Genomic DNA, 18,414 nt, shown 5'->3' with positions numbered 1-18,414 from the left:
TGATTGTTAATGAGTTAAGTGGTGGTTTTGAGTGACAGGAGTGACAGCAAACTTTGTTTTGGAAAAGTTATCACCCTTGGTTATGACTGAATTTTCAGACAGAAAATCTCTGCTATCATTTCTTATTATAGACATTCAGCCCCCTCACTTCTCTCTGCTTTTCAATATGGTTTATCATGTAGTAGACTTGCTTAATTGTTCTCATCTAATTGTTCAGATTCTTATGGATATGGTGGCGAATGTGTTAAGTACTCCGCACCACTCGTGTTCAGCCTCCGCACGACCTGTGCGGGACGTCCGTACAAGATGTGCGAAGCATCATTACGTTGACTGAAAGAAGTAGAATGAGCTACGATAGATTTTTATTTGAGTAGCAGTAGACTATTAAGGCGAATATAATTCCTTAAATGTGTAAACTATTTCGATACTAATTACTCTATTTTCTTTGTGCTATCAGGTAATATTTTTCTAAATTTTTGTTCTATATTATTCGTGTCAAGTACCTTTAACTGTTCTTTTGCCATTTTATGGAGAATCTCAAAACGTTGCTTTCTTGATACCCCTTGTTTTATCATTTCAGAATTAGCAGATTCCATATTAGATAATACTACTAACTGGTTGATGCTTGCAGTTTCTCTAATATTTATTCCTTTAGATGCCAAATTCGGGTTCGCTTGAGCCCATTCTTTTGCTTTACAACCAAAAAGAATGATATTTAACATATCAGCTTCGGTTGCATAGATAATTCCTTGCTTGATATCCTTAATGTCCATCTTAGGAATAATCACGTTTTTAATAGCATCGGTATGAAGTGTATAATTGGTTTTGGATAGTATTCGCTTTGCGTTCCACTCTAATGAAAGCGGATTGCTCTCTTGTTCTTTTAACCGCTGGTATTCCTTTACAATATAAAGTTGGAATGTAGGACTTAGCCACATGCCAAAATTAAAGGCTATATCCTTGTGTGCGTAAGTTCCACCATACCTGCCAGCCTTAGACATAATACCTATCGCATTTGTCTTTTGTATCCATTGCTTTGCCGTTAGAGTAAATGAGTTTAATCCTGCGCTATTTCTAAACCCATCGAATTCGGTGGGATTAAAATTAGGGTTGTAAAGCTGTTCCCATGCTCCCAAATATTCTATTGTGCTTCTTGTGCGTAACCAGTTCTGTATGACATAATCCGTCCTTTCTTTGTCTTTGAAATGTGCCATATCTGTTAGGCAAATGTAGTCGCTCTCATTTCCTATCAGCACAGATATTTCTGTACTCTGTACTGTTATCTTCTTTGATGTATTCATATTTTTAGTTATTATATCAGCAAAAGTAACAAATAAAAAACACTTCTCAGTATTGTTAGGGTCTTTTTTGCTTCTTATACGATTTTTTCCGCAATGAGGGCAAATGGTGGTGTGATGTAATGTAAAATAAGTAGACAATCAAAGGCGCAGAAAAGTTGAAGAGGGATAAGGTTTTAAGTCGAGAAAAGGCGTGTGGAAAGACAATAGTGTCAGTTGAGAAGTTCATGTGAAGGTAAGGAAGATAGCAGAATCTTATCAGATGTGATTTATTGGTCATTTTTCTTCAAGTTTATCGTTACTTTGGCAATACTTACTAAACAAACTTAAAAAAACGCAGTTATTTTCGATATTTTACATAATTAACCTCGTTAAAGACGTTGATTCTGAAGAATTCTGATTAAATTTGCAGCTAAATTCAATTATTAGTATCTGATGCGTAATAAGATATATATTCTCGTAGCTTTAATGATGGCTACTTTGACAATGACTTCTTGTCTTAAGGACGACGACGAGAAAACCAGCGTAAGTTACAAAGACACGGCTATATTGAGCTTTTCTTTGGGACAGTTGAAACAAGTGCGTGATACCATTGCTAAGAATGGCAAGGATAGTACTTATACAGGCAAGTTCAATGCTGCTAAAGTTAAGTTCTATATTGATCAGGCTCAGGGTTTGATTTATAACCCTGATTCTTTGCCATATGGTACGAATCCAGCCAGTGCGTTGGCAAAGGTTGTGGCAAAGAATAGCGGTACTATTGTTATCAAGTCAACAACTGACGAGAAGTTCACTTATTACCGCAACAATGATTCCATCAATTTTAGTACCCCACGCGTTTTCCGTGTTTATTCAAACAAGGGAAGTGAGTACAGAGATTATAAGGTTTCTGTGAATGTTCATAAGCAGAGGGGTAATGTGTTTAGCTGGCAGGCACTGCAGTCAAACAGCAATTTCGCTTCGTTCACAACAATGAAGGCTGTGAGTGCGGGTAGTAAGGTGTTTGTCTTCGGAACAAATGGTAGTCAGACTGTTGTTTATGCAGCGTCAAAGGACAATGGCAACAGCTGGACAAAGCTCAGCAAGACTTTTACAGCAAATGCTTATAAGAGTGTGGCTGTGCAGGGTGCTAAGTTTTTCGTCATCGACAATGGTACGGTTTATAGCTCTACAGACGGCAGCAGCTGGACTACAGTGGCTACAAACAGCAGTTTGAAGCAGTTGGTGGCAGCGTCACCAGCAGAGTTGTTTGCTCTTTCAACGTCAGGTATGTTGTTGGCTTCAAAGAACAATGGTGTTACTTGGACTAACGAGTCATTAGATAGCAACGCATCACTACTCCCAGTAAGCAATATTGGTTCTTCACTTACAGCAGTTTCATCTGACTTGTATCGCATACTGCTTGTTGGTACACTGTCAAATGGTACAAAGAATGCTGCATGGACGAAGCTTTCTTATCGTCAGAATGAGCAGTGGAGCTATGTAGAGAGTAATGCGGATAAGTTCCAACTTCCTCTTTACAAGAGCCTTTCTGTTGTAAACTATGATAAGGCAGCCCTTGCATTAGGTCTTAATAGTAGTGGTAAGTTGGCTTCTATGCTTCTCTCTCGTGATGGGGGTATCACATGGAAGAGTGATAAGAGCTTCACTTATCCAACAGGTGTACAGGCTGCAACGACTTTTGCAGCAACAGTTGATAGCGACGAATACCTCTGGGTAATCAGTGGTACAAAGGTTTGGCGTGGTAGACTCAATCGAGTAGGCTGGGCATTGAACCTTAGTCGATTGGCTGAATAAGCTATTCAAACAGGACAACAATGAAACGTATCTTCATCAACCTCCTCCTTTTCCTTGCTGCTACGCCTCTATGGGCGCAGTCGGATCCGGAGTATAAGATGGAGATAGGTACCGGTGTCGGTATGATGGGTTACTTAGGCGACTTTAATGAGTCGTTGTTCAAAGACCTACAGCCGATGGGAACGGTGCTGGCAAGATATAATCTCAGTCCTTATATGGGATTAAAGATGAACGTATCGTTTGGAAAGATGAAAGGTTCGTCGGCTGATGTCAAGACTTACTATCCACGTTTTGCCTCAGCTCCCTATACATTTGACAATTCATTGGTTGATGTAGGCTTTGCATACGAATATAACTTCCTGCCGTATGGTACCGGTCGTGACTATCGTGGTGCACAGCGTTTGTCGCCTTATGCAATGATAGGATTGGGTACCACCTACGTTAATATTAAGGGTGGCGACCGAAAGTCGGTGCTCACTGCGAATCTCCCAATCGGATTGGGTGTGAAGTATAAGGTAAATGAACGAATGAACGTAGGATTGGAATGGGCATTACACTTCTCGCTCAGCGATGAGTTAGACGGACAGAAAGACCCTTACAGCATTAAGAGTAGTGGACTCTTTAAGAATACAGACAGCTATTCAACCCTACAACTGACGTTCTCTTATAGTTTCATGGCAAAGTGTAAGACTTGTCATAACGAGGACGAGTAAGGGAAGTTAGTTTCCACCTATTATAATATAGGTAATGTCTAAAGCGTGCAGACGTAAGTGCTGTACAGAACAAAACATAGGTTTATCTCTTCAAAAGATATGGCAGAAGAATTAGATATGACACGAATACCCCAGCATATTGCCATCACAATGGATGGTAATGGACGTTGGGCAACCGAACGCAATAAGCCACGCTCCTACGGACATCAGGCAGGAGTAGATACCGTTCGTCGCATAACATCAGAATGTGTACGATTGGGTGTGAAGTTTCTCACGCTCTATACCTTCTCAACAGAGAACTGGAATCGTCCTACGGATGAGATTGCAGCGTTGATGGGACTTGTGCTTACGTCTTTGGAAGATGAAATCTTCGTGAAGAATAATGTGCGTTTCCGTGTTATTGGTGACATGGCACGTCTGCCAGAAGAAGTGCAGAAGAAGTTGTGTGAGACTGAAGAGCATACCGCAAAGAACTCTGCAATGACAATGGTTGTGGCGCTTAGCTACAGTGCACGTTGGGAGATAGCCAAAGCAATGAGGGAGATTGTCGCAGAGCATCAGGCTAACAGCTCTGAACCTTTGCGCCCAGAAACGATTACAGAAGAGGTGATTAGCGAGCATTTAGAGACAAACTTTATGCCTGACCCAGACCTCTTGATTAGAACGGGTGGTGAGCTTCGCATCTCAAATTACCTCTTATGGCAGATAGCTTACTCTGAGCTGTACTTCTGTGATACCTATTGGCCTGACTTTGATGAGCAGGACTTGCAGAAAGCCATTGTGAGTTTCCAGAGCAGACAACGTCGCTTTGGAAAGACAGAGAAACAAGTAGAAGAAAACGAAAACAATTAAGTTACGCGATAGATGACTAAAATAAATAAGGTGTTAATGCTCCTTGCACTCTCTGGAGTTTCGCTCACAATGAGTGCACAGCAGAAGATTGTAAACCCAGACATCACTTATTCAGGTACTCCTAAGACTTACAAGTTGGCAGGACTGACGGTTACTGGTATCGAGGGCTACGAGGATTATGTCCTCACTGGTATCTCAGGACTCACTGTTGGACAGGAGTTGGAGGTTCCGGGTACGGCTATCACAGATGCTGTGAAGCGTTACTGGAAGCATGGACTCTTCTCAGATGTTTCCATTTCGGCTGACTCTATTGTGGGAGATAATATCTATTTGAAGATACACCTCGCACCACGTCCTCGTATTTCTACCATTAACTATAATGGACTGAAGAAGACAGAGCGTGAGGATATGGAAAAGAAACTCGGTCTCTTGAAGGGTGGACAGATTACGCCTAACATGATTGACCGTGCGAAGATACTTGCAAAGAAGTACTTTGAAGACAAGGGTTATAAGAATGCTGAGGTCTTCATCCGTCAGCGTGACGATGTAGCAGCTAAGAATCAGGTTATCCTTGATATCGATGTAGATAAGAAGGAGAAGCTGAAGGTGCGTACGATTACGATTGATGGCGACAACCAGTTGGGTGAAAAGAAGATTAAAGGAACCCTGTTTAGCAAGGGTGCCTTTGCTAAAACCCATGAGGCTGGTAAGCTTTCTAATCTTTTAAAGTCAAAGAAGTTCACTCCAGAGCGTTGGGCTGAGGATAAGAAGAACCTTATCACGAAGTATAACGAATATGGATATCGTGATGCTATCATTCTGAAAGATAGTGTATGGAACGTTGATCCAAAGCATGTAGATATCTATGTAAAGGTAGATGAGGGTAAGAAATATTATATCCGTAACATCAAATGGGTAGGTAATACTGTTTACTCAACCGACTATCTGTCTCGTTTGCTCGATATGAAGAAAGGTGACGTATATAACCAAACCTATTTGAACAAGCGTCTTTCACAGGATGAGGATGCTGTGGGCAATGCTTATTGGAACAATGGCTACCTCTTCTATAACCTTCAACCAACAGAGGTGAATATTGTCGGTGACTCTATCGACCTTGAGATGCGTATCGTTGAAGGACAGCAGGCACATATTAACCGTGTGAAGATTAATGGTAACGACCGCCTTTACGAGAATGTTGTTCGTCGTGAGTTGCGTACAAAGCCAGGCGACCTCTTCTCTAAGGAAGCACTTCAGCGTTCTGCACGTGAGTTGGCTTCTATGGGACACTTCGACCCAGAGGCTATTAACCCAGTACCAGAGCCAAACTATGAGGACGGAACTGTTGACATCAATTATAACCTCAAGCAGAAATCAAACGACCAGGTTGAACTTTCACTTGGTTGGGGTCAGACGGGTGTTATCGGTCGTGTCGGTTTGAAGTTGAATAACTTCTCAATGGCAAACCTCTTCCATAGGAACCGCGAACATCGTGGTATTATGCCTATCGGTGATGGTGAGACACTTTCATTGGGTGCACAGACCAACGGTACTTACTACCAGTCATACAATGCTCAATACTCAACCAACTGGTTGGGAGGTAAACGTCCTATCCAATTCAATGTGGGTATGTCATATTCAAAGCAGACAGACGTATCAAGCAACTATTATAACAGTGGTTACATGAATAACTATAACAACTATCGTTACGGTTATGGTAACTATAATTACAATAGCTACGAGAACTATTATGACCCAGACAAGTATGTGAAACTCTTTAGTATCTATGCTGGTTGGGGTAAGCGCTTGAGCTGGCCTGATGACTATTTCACCTTATCACTCCAGCTACAGTATCAGCGCTACATGTTGCGTAATTGGCGTTACTTCATTATGTCGAATGGTTCAGCGAACAACTTGAATCTCAACATCGCACTTAATCGTACGTCAACTGACAACCAACTCTTCCCACGCCGTGGTTCTGACTTCTCAGTATCATTGACCATTACTCCACCTTGGTCTAAGTGGGACGGTAAGGACTATGCAAACTTGGCAAAAGACAGCAACTCTCCAACCTTCTTGCAAGAGCAGCAGGAGAAGTATCGTTGGATAGAATATCACAAGTGGAAGTTCAAGGCTCGCACCTTTACAGCCCTTACAAGCGGTCAGAAATGCTTCGTCTTGATGACTCGTGTTGAGTTTGGTTTGTTGGGTAGTTACAATAAAAACAAGAAAAGTCCGTTTGAAACCTACTACATGGGTGGTGATGGTATGAGTGGATATACTACTGGTTACGCTGAGGAAACAATCGGTCTTCGTGGTTACGAGAACGGTTCACTTACTCCTCGTGGTGCTGAGGGTTATGCTTACAGCCGTATGTCATTGGAGCTTCGTTATCCATTCCTCTTGGGTAATACAACCATTTATGGTCTTGGATTCGTTGAGGCTGGTAACGCATGGACAGAGACAAGTAAGTTCAATCCATTTGATATGAAACGTTCTGCTGGTCTTGGTGTTCGTATATTCCTACCAATGGTGGGTATGATGGGTATCGACTGGGCTTATGGCTTCGACAAGGTATTTGGTACAAAGGGTGGCAGCCAGTTCCACTTTATCCTTGGACAGGAGTTTTAGTTTAGTTGACGAGTTGACAAGTTGACGAGTGAACGAGTTGTTTGCAGCAATAAACTAAGTGAGTATCGGTAATCATAATTGTGAATTGTGAATTATGAATTGTGAATTAAAAGAGATGAAGAAGAATATGTTTAAGAGTGTATTGCGATACGTTTTACCTCTTTGTGTGTTTACTCTTATGCCTTTAATGGCTTCAGCACAGAAGTTTGCACTGATTGATATGGAGTATATCCTCAAGAATGTGCCAGCTTATGAGCGTGCAAACGAGCAGTTGAATCAGGTAAGTAAGAAGTGGCAGGCTGAGGTTGAAGCACTCAACACAGAGGCTTCTACCATGTATAAGAATTATCAGAATGAGGTAGTCTTCCTTTCTCAGGACCAGAAAAAGAAGAGACAAGAGGCGATTATGGCTAAGGAAAAGCAGGCATCCGACCTCAAGCGTAAGTACTTCGGTCCAGAAGGCGAGCTCTTCAAGAAGCGTACCAGTCTGATTACTCCTATACAGGACGAGATTTATAACGCAGTAAAGGATATCTCTGACCAGCGCGGTTATAGTTTAGTTATCGACCGTTCAAGCAATGCCGCTGGTATTATCTATGGTTCACCAAAGGTGGATATCAGTAATGAGGTACTGCAGAAGTTGGGATATTCTTATCAGTAAGTAGTCTTTGTGCTAAGTAAACTAACCATCTTAGGAAGCCTATCTACTATAGAAATTATAGTCACACTGGGTGAGTTAGAAATACTATCACCGCAGATAAAAAGTAAATTAATAAACAATTAAACAATAAAAAGAAATGAAGAAGTTATTTTTGATGTTGATGCTTTGCGCACCAATGACATTGTTTGCACAGAAGTTTGGTCACCTTGACTCACAGGCTCTCCTCCAGTCACTGCCAGAGGCTACAGCTGTTCAGAGTAAGTTGGAAGCTAAGGGTAAGGAGTATCAGAAGCAGATTGAAGACATGCAGTCAGAGTTGCAGCGTCAGGCAGAGGCTTATGACAAGTCTAAGAGCACAATGAACGCTACAAAGCAGGCTGAGACCGAGAAGAGCTTGCAGGATATGTACAACAAGATCCAGCAGACTGCTCAGGACAACCAGAAGGCTTTCAATGAGGAGCAGCAGAAGCAGCTCGGTCCTGTTCTTGAGAAGGTTCGTAACGCTATCGCTGCTGTTGCTAAGGCAGGTAACTATGTTTACATCATGGAGAAGGCAGCTGGTCAGCCATTGTATATCAACGAGGCACTCAGCAAGGATATCACTGCAGAGGTAAAGGCTCAGTTGGCTAAGATGAAGTAATACATTGCGGGTGCCTTTGCCCCGTAGTTGATTCTCCTTGATTTAGCGGTTTTTTAAGTTTTTGAGATAGGCAAGTATTCCTGTTATGGCTCGTCTTTGAGAGTCTGTCATTACGATAACTCGGAATTATTTTCATGACAAGAAGAATTTATTTACGTGAAAAAAAATATTTTTCTTCATGAAAAGAATTTAGAAAAGACAGTCGAAGGGGTCGGAAAAGAGCTTTTCCAATTAACTAACTAACACTGTTTCTGAGGAGATAAAAGGGTGAGGTCACCGCACGGATATATGTTCTTGCGATGACCTCATTTTTGTTTATATATTGAAGAGATAATAAAAGAGATAATGAAAAAACTATTCTTTTCCTTTGTTTTCATGCTTTTGCCGCTCTTGGCAATGGCACAACAGAGTGTTCCAGCATTTAAGTTTGCATACTTTAGCTATGATAAGGTGCTTCATGCAATGGCTGACTATGCCACAGCTACACGCAGTTATAACGACCTTAAGGCAAAGTATGATGCCGAGACAAAGCGTTCTGTAGAGGATTTCAATAGCCGTTATGAAGACTTCCTCGACGTACAGCGCAAGTTGGAACCATCTATTCTTCGCAAGCGTCAGGCAGAGTTAGAGGAATTGATGGACCGCAACATCGCCTTTCGTAAGGAGTCTGAGCGTCTGTTGAAGAAGGCTGAAGAAGATATCTATGCACCTGTTCACGCAAAGTTAAACAACGCTGTACGTCAGATGGGAAAGGAAAGCGGTTACGCTTTCATTCTGAATGCAGATAACAATAGTGTCCCATTCGTTAATACAGCGATGGGAGAAGATGTTACAGAGGCTTTGATAGCTGCTTTGAAATAAAAGACTTTACCCGCAGAAAAGGCTTTGCATGGGTGGTGTTGATGCTTAGCACAAAGCGTGCTGGGCATCCGCACAGGATGTGCGGAGCGTCCGCACCACTCTGTATGTGGTGATATCGGACGACGATTAATTGTATTTAAAAAGACTAATGACAAAGTATTCTAAACAGCCGGGACCTATCGGTATTTTTGATTCTGGGTATGGTGGACTAACCATTCTGCATGGTATTCGTCAGCTGCTCCCAGAGTATGACTATCTTTATTTGGGCGATAATGCGCGTGCTCCATATGGTTCACGCTCCTTTGATGTTGTCTATCAGTTCACACGTCAGGCTGTGATGAAACTCTTCGAGCTCGGTTGCCAGTTGGTTATCTTAGGTTGTAACACCGCATCTGCCAAAGCGCTCCGTACGATTCAGCAGAATGACTTGCCCAATCTTGACCCAGATAGGCGCGTGTTGGGTGTAATTCGCCCTACGGCAGAGGTAATTGGCAAGCTTACCCACTCACGACATGTAGGTGTGTTGGCAACTGAAGGAACTATTAAGAGTGATAGTTATAACCTTGAAATACAAAAGCTGTGGGGGGATGTAAAGGTAACGGGTGTTCCTTGTCCGCTGTGGGTGCCAATCATTGAGAACAATGAAGCAGACAGTCCCGGTGCTGATTACTTCGTAAAGAAGCGTATCGACCATATCATGCGACTTGATCCAGAGATTGATACGCTCATCCTTGGTTGTACGCATTATCCTATTCTCATGCCGAAGATATTGAAGCATGTGCCACGTGGGGTGCGTATCGTACCACAAGGAGAGTATGTAGCGGAGAGTCTGCAAGACTATTTCCGTCGCCATCCAGACATGGATGCACGTTGTACGAAGAATGCTACAGTGAAGTATTACACCACAGAAAACCCCGAAAAGTTCAAAGAAACGGCACGCATCTTCCTGCATGAGCAGGTTAATGTGGAGCATGTAGACTTGGAATAAGCTCGAAACGGACAATAAAACAGCCTGTTGAGTCGTTAGATAAGAACAAAAAGTAAAAGATGAAAAAGTTATCTATATTGTTTTTTATGTCAGTTGTCATAATCATGGCAGCCTGCTCTGATGATGATACTTTCACAACATCACGGAGCAATCTGCTCTCTTTCTCAACTGACACACTACGACTTGACACCACTTTCTCCAACGTTCCGACATCTACTAAGATTTTCTGGGTGTATAATAAGTCGGGTGATGGATTGCGATTAACCAATGTACGTCTGGCACAAGGTAATCAAACGGGTTTCCGTGTGAATGTAGATGGTGTGGAACTCTCGGCTGCTAATGGCTATCGAGTAGGCGATTTGGAAGTACGCAACAAGGATAGTATTCAGGTATTCGTTGAGATGACATCACCTTTTAATAATGCTGCAACACCGCAAGAGGTCGTTGATAATCTTTTGTTTACGCTCGAAAGTGGTGTACAACAGAAGGTAAACTTACGTGTCTACAGCTGGGATGCAGAGTTGGTAAAGGGTCGCAAGATTACATCTAATACTACTTTGACCAGTACAAAACCGATTGTTTTCCAAGATACATTGAAGGTAGAAGCTGGTGCTACACTGACAATTCCTGCTGGAACAACCGTGTACTTCTCTCAGAAGGCTGCCCTTGATGTTTACGGAACACTGCGTTGTGAAGGCACAGCAGACAATCCTGTGACACTGCGTGGCGACCGATTGGATAAGATGTTTAAGTATCTTCCTTACGACAGGGTTAGTGGTCAGTGGCAGGGAGTGCGCTTTCATAAGGATAGTTACGATAATGTTCTTACGCATACGGATATCCATTCGACTTATAATGGTATTTTCTGTGATACGGCAACAGCGACTCGTACGAAGTTGACGATTGCTAACTCTACTGTTCATAACTGTCAAGGCTATGGCTTACAAGCGATAAACAGTAAGGTTGTTGCTTATAACTCTCAGTTCTCTAACACGCTGATGGACTGTGCATCCTTTGTGGGTGGTGAGGTTACTTTGACGCATTGTACCTTCGCACAGTTCTATCCTTTCGATAGTAATCGTGGTGCGGCGTTGAGTTTTGGCAACCATATTGACAACAAGGATTATCCTCTTCAGACCTTCCACGTTGTCAACTCGCTTGTGACAGGCTATGCTGATGATGTGCTTATGGCTAATAACAAGGAGGGTGTGACAGCTAATTATCACTTCTATAATTGTATTCTTCGTACGCCAAAACCTAAGGAAACGGCTTTGTTAGCAAACTTCACAGACGTCATTTGGGAGAATAGTAAGGATTATCCAGATGGTGGCTCAAAGCAGTTTTTACTCGTAGATGGCGACAAACAGAAGTACGATTTCCATCTAAAGAAGGCTGAAAAAGGTGAGAAGTATCCTGCTATTAATACAGGACTTTCCCTTGGCGATACTCGTTTTGCAACTGATCATGATGGTAAGCAGCGTGATAGTAAACCAGATATCGGCTGTTATGAGCTGATTGCTAATTAAAGGCATTAGGCTTATTTGCCTTATTAGCCCTATTAGGCTAATTAGTCCAATTAGCCTAATAACCCTCACCATCAATAATAAATATCAACAATGAAAACAATAGACATAAGCATCAAGATTGGTTTTTGCCAACAAGATGAACTCTCGGAGGCTGATCAGCACCTTATTCAAAGAGCTGTGGAGGCAACTGGTAATAGTTATTCTCCTTATAGCCGCTTCCGTGTTGGCGCAGCGTTGTTGCTTGCTAACGGTACAGAAGTTATTGGAGCCAATCAGGAGAATGCTGCTTTTCCATCAGGCTTATGTGCTGAACGCTCAGCAATCTTTGCTGCTCAGTCTGTCTATCCAGACCAAGCAGTGACCACACTTGCCATTGCTGCAGCCAATGAGTATGGTTTGATGCGAGACCCGATAGTGCCTTGTGGAGCCTGTCGACAAGTTATTTTAGAAATAGAAGACCGTTATAAACAGCCTATTCGTATCCTTCTTTATGGTACGGCAGGCATATATGTTATCAATAGTGTAAAGGACCTCTTGCCTCTCCAGTTCTTAGGGGAATCCATGAAGTAGCCCTTTTGTTTTCAATAAATAGTAATTATGGAGTATTTACCAAAAGACCCAGCAATATTAGTAAGCAGTGTTAATATGCTACTACGTGATGAAGAGTTTGATTCTTTAGAGTCACTTTGTTACAATTTCAATGAAGATATAGAGAAACTCAAAGCCAACTTGCGTGAAGCAGGCTATGTCTATAGCGAGGAACAGCATCAGTTTCGTCCAATAGGTTTTGATGAATAAGGTGTTTAATAACATCCTTTTATTACTCTTTTTAGCTTGATTATGCCTATCAGACCCATTAAGTTTGGTAATTCGTGTAGGTTATAAAAAGTTAGAACAACAGTGGTGTAGATGATAATTATTTTGTAATTTTGCATCATTAAGATATAAACAACGGCATTATGCAAGACTTAGTAATTTACAATACACTGCATCGTAAGAAGGAACTCTTCCAACCGATTGCAGCTCCTAACGTAGGAATGTATGTCTGTGGACCAACTGTTTATGGCGATCCACACCTCGGACATGCACGTCCTGCTATCACCTTTGATATTCTTTTCCGCTATCTTAAACACATAGGGTACAAGGTTCGTTATGTTCGTAACATCACGGACGTGGGCCATTTGGAGCATGATGCTGACGAGGGTGATGACAAGATTGAGAAGAAGGCACGTCTTGAGCAGTTGGAACCAATGGAGATTGCGCAGCACTATACCAACCGCTATCACGATGCTATGCGTTCGCTCAACGTTCTTCCACCAAGCATCGAACCACATGCAACTGGTCATATCATAGAGCAGGAAGAGTTAGTAAAACAGATTCTTGCCAACGGCTATGCCTATGAAAGCAATGGAAGTATCTACTTCGATGTAGAGAAATACGATAAAGACCATCACTATGGCGTTCTTTCTGGTCGTAATATCACTGACATGATAAACAATTCTCGTGAGTTGGCAGGCGTTGGTGAGAAGCGTAATCAGATTGACTTTGCCCTTTGGAAACGTGCTATGCCAGAGCATATCATGCGTTGGCCATCTCCTTGGAGCGATGGTTTCCCTGGTTGGCACTGCGAGTGTACAGCGATGGGACGCAAGTATTTGGGCGATCACTTCGATATCCACGGTGGCGGTATGGACCTTATTTTCCCTCACCATGAGTGCGAGATTGCGCAAGCTGTAGCCTCACAAGGTGATGAAATGGTGAAGTATTGGATGCACAACAATATGATTACCATCAACGGACAGAAGATGGGCAAGTCTCTTGGCAACTTCATTACGCTTGAGCAGTTCTTTACTGGCGAGCATGACACGCTCACACAGGCTTACTCTCCAATGACGATTCGTTTCTTCATTCTCTCTGCTCACTATCGTGGAACTGTTGACTTCTCTAACGAGGCACTACAGGCTGCTGAGAAGGGTTACGAGCGTTTGATGAATGGGATTGAGGATTTGGCACGCATTCAGCCTGCTGCAGCGTCAGACGAGAATACAAAGAAGTTTGTTGCAGGCTTCCGTCAGAAGTGCTATGATGCAATGAACGACGACTTGATGACCCCTGCTGTCATCTCAACTCTCTTTGAGGCTTGCCACTTGGTGAACATCCTCATTGACCATAAGGCACAGATTTCAGTCGACGACCTTAAGGAACTTACTGAGGCAATGCAGCTCTTTGCCTTTGATATCCTTGGTCTTCAGAATGAGCGTGGAGCCAATAACGATGCTCGTGAGGAGGCTTACGGCAAGGTTGTCGATATGGTTCTCGACCTCCGTGCAAAGGCGAAAGCAGAGAAGAATTGGGCTGTTAGCGACCAGATTCGTGATGCTCTCGCTGAGGCTGGCTTCCAAGTTAAGGACACCAAGGACGGTGTTACGTGGAAACTTGACCGATAAGGTGCAGGTTCTTTCAGTCCCAACTCTGTTAAAGGCAACCCGCTGAAATTAGCATGGTGTGAGTGGTGGATACTTCTATCTGCCTGTAAATATTAACAAAACAAAGGACAGTTATTCCAGTGTTGTACCAGTGATGCGATTCACTATACACGGAATAGCTGTCCTTTTGTTATTTCTTTCTTGTCAAGTTGATATGCCCTTGCCAAAGAACTCCACTCTTTCTCGAAAATTAAAAGCCTGATTTGCCCTTTGTTTTGACACACTTTAAAGCATTACACGAAGTTTGTTTACAAAAGTTCTGGTAGTCTTTTAGTCTATGATAAGCCCTCTCTTGCAAATTATTTTCATGAAAAAAATATTTCTTTTCATGAAGAAAAATATTTATTTTCATGAAAATAAATTCTTCTTTTCGTGAAAATAATTCGGCAAATGGTAATTCTTAAGGTTCAGAACCTTGGTTTTCACCTTTTTATTCTTTTACTTTTTCACCCTTCAAGATTGGCTTTTAAACAGGAATGTTTACTTTATTTTAAAGAGCTTATATGCTGTTTTCGTTATTATTCCTTGAAGTACTCGGTGTCAGTTTCCCTGTCAATCCAGCCTTCTTTACCGTCCTTTCTGAAGTAATAGAACGACTTGGTCTGCTGTGTCAGCTCTTCAAATACAGGGGATTTATCCCGTTCGACGATACCGATTTTCCCATCTTTATAGAATAATATCATACCGTCTTGCTGCATGACTATTGAATCATTCTCGATGGGCAGTAAGACTTTTCCTTTGATCTTCTGCGTTGGATAGTAATGTAACTCCAAAGGATAATTGTCTGGTTTGTTTGCCACAATCTTTGGTTGTATGTTCTTGTCAAAGTCATAATCGTAACGCAGGATACCGAATTTCCCATTTCTTCCAACCTTGATTAAGGAAGGATTAATCTCAATCTCACCATTGATGCCATAGTTTGCATTATAGCTGAAGTTCTTACTTCCGTCAATAATTGAAACAGAGTCGCCAGGCTGGCAGTCAGTTAAGATAAACTTAACCTTTTCTTGGTATCCCCAACCCGGTCCGGTGCTGGTTTTTTGCATCATATATACGCCCTTTTCATTGACTATGTCATATGACCAGTGACTTACAGTGCCGCATACACCTAAGATTCTACGGATAGGCTTGGATGCCTTTTGTTGAAATTCGTCATAATAGGCAGCACCTTCATCGTTCAGCACCTCGATACGTCCGTAGACACTCCTTGGTACCTCTCTTACTACTTTGACCTTACCAAGATTGAGTTTATTCAAATATAGATTGAAGACATCTATCTTGTCTTTCGTCTGGGCGATGATAAAGCGGTCAGCGTAGCTAATATGGTCATAGTCTTCTCCCAGTACGTTCTCGCCTAATCGGTTTATTAACTGAACTTTGTTGTTTTCAGTTTTCCTTAGACCATAGTAGAATTTGATAAAGTATTGGGTGAAATCATGTGACTTTGTGTCGGCGTATTTCTCTGTAGCCTCTGTAATATTGACAATGGGACGGTCTGATGAATTCTTAATAAGAATATCTTTGTCGTTGCTTGGAATAAGTAGATAATCAAAGTCTTGACCCCATATGGAAGTGAGGACAACTATCTCTTTATTGTCTTTAAACTTCAGTGTCAGTGGGGTGTAAAAGTCTGCTCTGCTTACACGCCATGTCTTCATGGATTCAGGAAGAGTGGTTGAGGCAGCACGGCGATTATAGGGATCATCTTCAATACCATAATACACTTCCTGTATAGAGGCTGTTCCTTGGTTGAGGAACTTCAGGATAAGCGATGTTTTCTCATGCTCACGCCTCCATGTTCCCTTCTCATCGATGTAGAATATCTTTCCGATATAATCATTCAATGAGGTAGATGGCAGGTCGTTAACATTGAGGAAAGTTTTTTTATCAGAGAGAATCTGCTCCTTCGTTACATGATTATCCTCCTCTGTACAGTCCCAATAGACGAGTTTCATATCTGAGTCTCCTTCCAAATCTACATACTTCTTGTTAGTACGCAGGCTTCTCGTGCAGTACTGGTTATGTCCGATAGCTGTATACAGTTCTATGGAAGCGGAATTTGCACTATATCCAATGGCATCAACATCGGGAAAGGAAAGTGTCTGCTGTGCCTTGGTTTCTATCGAAAGTAAGCAGAGAGTTATGAGTAAAGCGACTATATGTTTCATTGTTTTTTCCTTGTTTGTTATTTTGGAAGAGGTTTAATGCTTTCTGATGGTTGCTGTGTTTACTATTGGTAAATCAGCTACTAATAGTCAATAGCCCCCTTTAATACTTAAACGAACTGCCTCCTAAAAACTCTCTTAGTAGGGAGGTTGGAGGGAGATTGCGGAAAGGTAGAGGCGCAAAATACTTGAGGAACTTGCGCAGACGATAGGCTTCAGCATATTCCTCACAGTTCTCTGGCACTTGTTCCAACACCTCTTCCGCTTGCGGTTTGATGACAGCAAGCTCAAAAAGCATTGCTGTATTGAACATTACATCTGCCTGCTCTTGATAAGGGAAAATCCACTTGTTCTCACCAGCACGCACACTTGGCCAGCGGTGAATGGTTTCTTGTGCAGAACAACCACGATACTTGTAATCGCGAACAATACGACGAAGCAGACGATTGTCGGTTGTTGGGATATAGTTATGGTCGTCTAACAGGATTGTAGTGAGGGCAGATGCGTAGATTTTAAACTTCTTATCGTCTGCAATCTGCTCTGTCAGTGCTGGGTTGAGTGCGTGAATACCTTCCACAAGTAGTATGTTATTCTCTCCAAGATGCAGCTTTTTACCGCTCTTTTCACTCATTCCAGTTTGGAAATTATACTTTGGTAATTCCACCTCTTCACCACGGAAAAGAGCATTGAATTGCTCGTTGATAAGTGGAATATTCAGTGCATAGATACTCTCATAATCAAGTTCTCCATTCTCGTCTTTCGGTGTTTCCGCCCTGTTAACGAAGTAATCATCTAAGGATATCTGTACAGGTTTCACACCACTTGCTAATAGTTGGACAGAAAGACGTTTGCAGAAAGTTGTCTTACCGCTTGATGATGGACCAGCTATGAGTACTACCTTTATCTCTTTTCGTGCAGCAATTGTGTCGGCAATCTGCGATATCTTCTTTTCTTGCAGTGCCTCACTGACATTGATAAGGTCGGTTGCCTGTCCATTCTTTACCGCCTCGTTGAAGTCACCTACAGTCTTAATACCTAAGATACTCTGCCATCTATGATGCTCCTTGAACACCTCGAACATCTTATCTTGGCGTATCAATTCACCTAATTTAGATGGGTCTTGTGTGGAAGGGATACGCAAGAGGACTCCATCAAAGTAAGGCTCCAAACCAAAGAGATGAAGTTGGCTCGTGTTGGTAAGCATCGAACCATAGTAATAATCCTTATAATCCTCAAGCACATAATAGACACAATAAAGGCTGCCGCTGCTTTTAAGGAGCTTAGCCTTTTGTATATCGCCTAATTCTGTGAACATCTTAACAGCCTCTTCAGTCGTTGTTTCGTAACGTTGAATAGGCATCTTAGCATCAATAATCTCCTGCATTCGTGTACGGATGCGGTCAACATCCTCTGTTGTAATCTCATGTCCGAGCTGCAAGTTACAGTAGTAACCATTTGAAACAGGAATATCTATGACCACTTGACTACCCGTATAAAGGTCGTGAACAGCCTTGCAAAGCACTAAGAAGAGCGAGCGGGTGTAAGTGCGAATACCTGATGGAGTAAGCAAATCGAGGAACTCTACATCCTTATTATGATAGACACGATAATGGAGTCCTTCCACCTTATTATTCACTTTTGCACTCACTGGTCCATAAGGCATTTGAAGATTAATTTCTTCATAAATGTCAGAAAGTGTACTTCCAATTGGGACTTCTTGAGTTTTTTTATTATTTTTGCAACGGATATGCAGTACTTGTCTCATAATCATTGATGGTTAAAATTATGTCAGGGAACAA

15 protein-coding genes are annotated in these 18,414 nt (G+C 42.0%); 12 read left to right on the top strand and 3 right to left on the bottom strand.

All coding sequences use genetic code 11. The features are described 5' to 3' along the window. Positions 1 to 431: 431 nt before the first annotated feature. Positions 432 to 1,301: a KilA-N domain-containing protein gene (locus tag FIU21_RS11580; protein ID WP_004359080.1), complete on the bottom strand. Its 870-nt coding sequence runs from the start codon at positions 1,299 to 1,301 to the stop codon at positions 432 to 434. A gap of 432 nt (positions 1,302 to 1,733) precedes the next feature. Here FIU21_RS11580 and FIU21_RS11575 point away from each other — a divergent pair, with 432 nt between their 5' ends. The 12 genes from FIU21_RS11575 to cysS all read left to right on the top strand — a co-directional run bounded on the left by FIU21_RS11575 (position 1,734) and on the right by cysS (position 14,411). Next, a complete protein-coding gene (locus tag FIU21_RS11575) occupies positions 1,734 to 3,095 on the top strand; it encodes a DUF6242 domain-containing protein (RefSeq protein ID WP_004359081.1) in 1,362 nt (453 codons plus the stop codon). A gap of 20 nt (positions 3,096 to 3,115) precedes the next feature. Then, on the top strand, positions 3,116 to 3,808 hold the full coding sequence (porG, locus tag FIU21_RS11570) for a type IX secretion system protein PorG (RefSeq protein ID WP_004359082.1): 693 nt from the start codon (positions 3,116 to 3,118) through the stop codon (positions 3,806 to 3,808). Positions 3,809 to 3,907: 99 nt separating this feature from the next. Then, complete coding sequence (locus FIU21_RS11565) at positions 3,908 to 4,660, top strand: isoprenyl transferase (protein WP_004359083.1); 753 nt, start codon at positions 3,908 to 3,910, stop codon at positions 4,658 to 4,660. A 12-nt stretch (positions 4,661 to 4,672) separates the two neighbouring features. Further along, entirely contained in the window at positions 4,673 to 7,288 is a 2,616-nt protein-coding gene (locus tag FIU21_RS11560; RefSeq protein ID WP_004359084.1) for a BamA/OMP85 family outer membrane protein, read from the top strand. A 178-nt stretch (positions 7,289 to 7,466) separates the two neighbouring features. Then, positions 7,467 to 7,949, top strand: a complete 483-nt coding sequence (locus FIU21_RS11555) for an OmpH/Skp family outer membrane protein (protein WP_373273052.1) — start codon at positions 7,467 to 7,469, stop codon at positions 7,947 to 7,949. Positions 7,950 to 8,085: 136 nt separating this feature from the next. Continuing rightward, positions 8,086 to 8,589, top strand: a complete 504-nt coding sequence (locus tag FIU21_RS11550) for an OmpH/Skp family outer membrane protein (RefSeq protein ID WP_004359086.1) — start codon at positions 8,086 to 8,088, stop codon at positions 8,587 to 8,589. A gap of 345 nt (positions 8,590 to 8,934) precedes the next feature. Further along, the gene (locus FIU21_RS11545; RefSeq protein WP_004359087.1) at positions 8,935 to 9,450 is read left to right on the top strand and encodes an OmpH/Skp family outer membrane protein; all 516 of its coding nucleotides are present in this window, start codon (positions 8,935 to 8,937) and stop codon (positions 9,448 to 9,450) included. 148 nt (positions 9,451 to 9,598) lie between these two features. Next, the gene (murI, locus tag FIU21_RS11540; protein ID WP_004359088.1) at positions 9,599 to 10,438 is read left to right on the top strand and encodes a glutamate racemase; all 840 of its coding nucleotides are present in this window, start codon (positions 9,599 to 9,601) and stop codon (positions 10,436 to 10,438) included. A gap of 59 nt (positions 10,439 to 10,497) precedes the next feature. Then, positions 10,498 to 11,964: a hypothetical protein gene (locus FIU21_RS11535; RefSeq protein ID WP_004359089.1), complete on the top strand. Its 1,467-nt coding sequence runs from the start codon at positions 10,498 to 10,500 to the stop codon at positions 11,962 to 11,964. Between the two features lie 90 nt (positions 11,965 to 12,054). After that, positions 12,055 to 12,534 (top strand): cytidine deaminase, encoded by a 480-nt coding sequence (locus FIU21_RS11530; RefSeq protein ID WP_004359090.1) that lies wholly within the window; start codon positions 12,055 to 12,057, stop codon positions 12,532 to 12,534. Between the two features lie 27 nt (positions 12,535 to 12,561). After that, the gene (locus FIU21_RS11525; protein WP_004359091.1) at positions 12,562 to 12,762 is read left to right on the top strand and encodes a DUF4250 domain-containing protein; all 201 of its coding nucleotides are present in this window, start codon (positions 12,562 to 12,564) and stop codon (positions 12,760 to 12,762) included. 161 nt (positions 12,763 to 12,923) lie between these two features. Beyond that, positions 12,924 to 14,411: a cysteine--tRNA ligase gene (gene cysS / locus FIU21_RS11520; protein ID WP_004359092.1), complete on the top strand. Its 1,488-nt coding sequence runs from the start codon at positions 12,924 to 12,926 to the stop codon at positions 14,409 to 14,411. A 557-nt stretch (positions 14,412 to 14,968) separates the two neighbouring features. Here cysS and FIU21_RS11515 read toward each other — a convergent pair. Continuing rightward, positions 14,969 to 16,618: a hypothetical protein gene (locus FIU21_RS11515; RefSeq protein ID WP_036885758.1), complete on the bottom strand. Its 1,650-nt coding sequence runs from the start codon at positions 16,616 to 16,618 to the stop codon at positions 14,969 to 14,971. A 100-nt stretch (positions 16,619 to 16,718) separates the two neighbouring features. Beyond that, positions 16,719 to 18,386 (bottom strand): nucleoside kinase, encoded by a 1,668-nt coding sequence (locus FIU21_RS11510; protein WP_004359094.1) that lies wholly within the window; start codon positions 18,384 to 18,386, stop codon positions 16,719 to 16,721. Positions 18,387 to 18,414 lie beyond the last annotated feature (28 nt).

The sequence above is a fragment of the Prevotella melaninogenica genome (assembly GCF_013267595.1).
In the GTDB taxonomy this organism is placed as follows: domain Bacteria; phylum Bacteroidota; class Bacteroidia; order Bacteroidales; family Bacteroidaceae; genus Prevotella; species Prevotella melaninogenica_D.
This window is presented reverse-complemented; position numbering and strand designations above follow the sequence as displayed.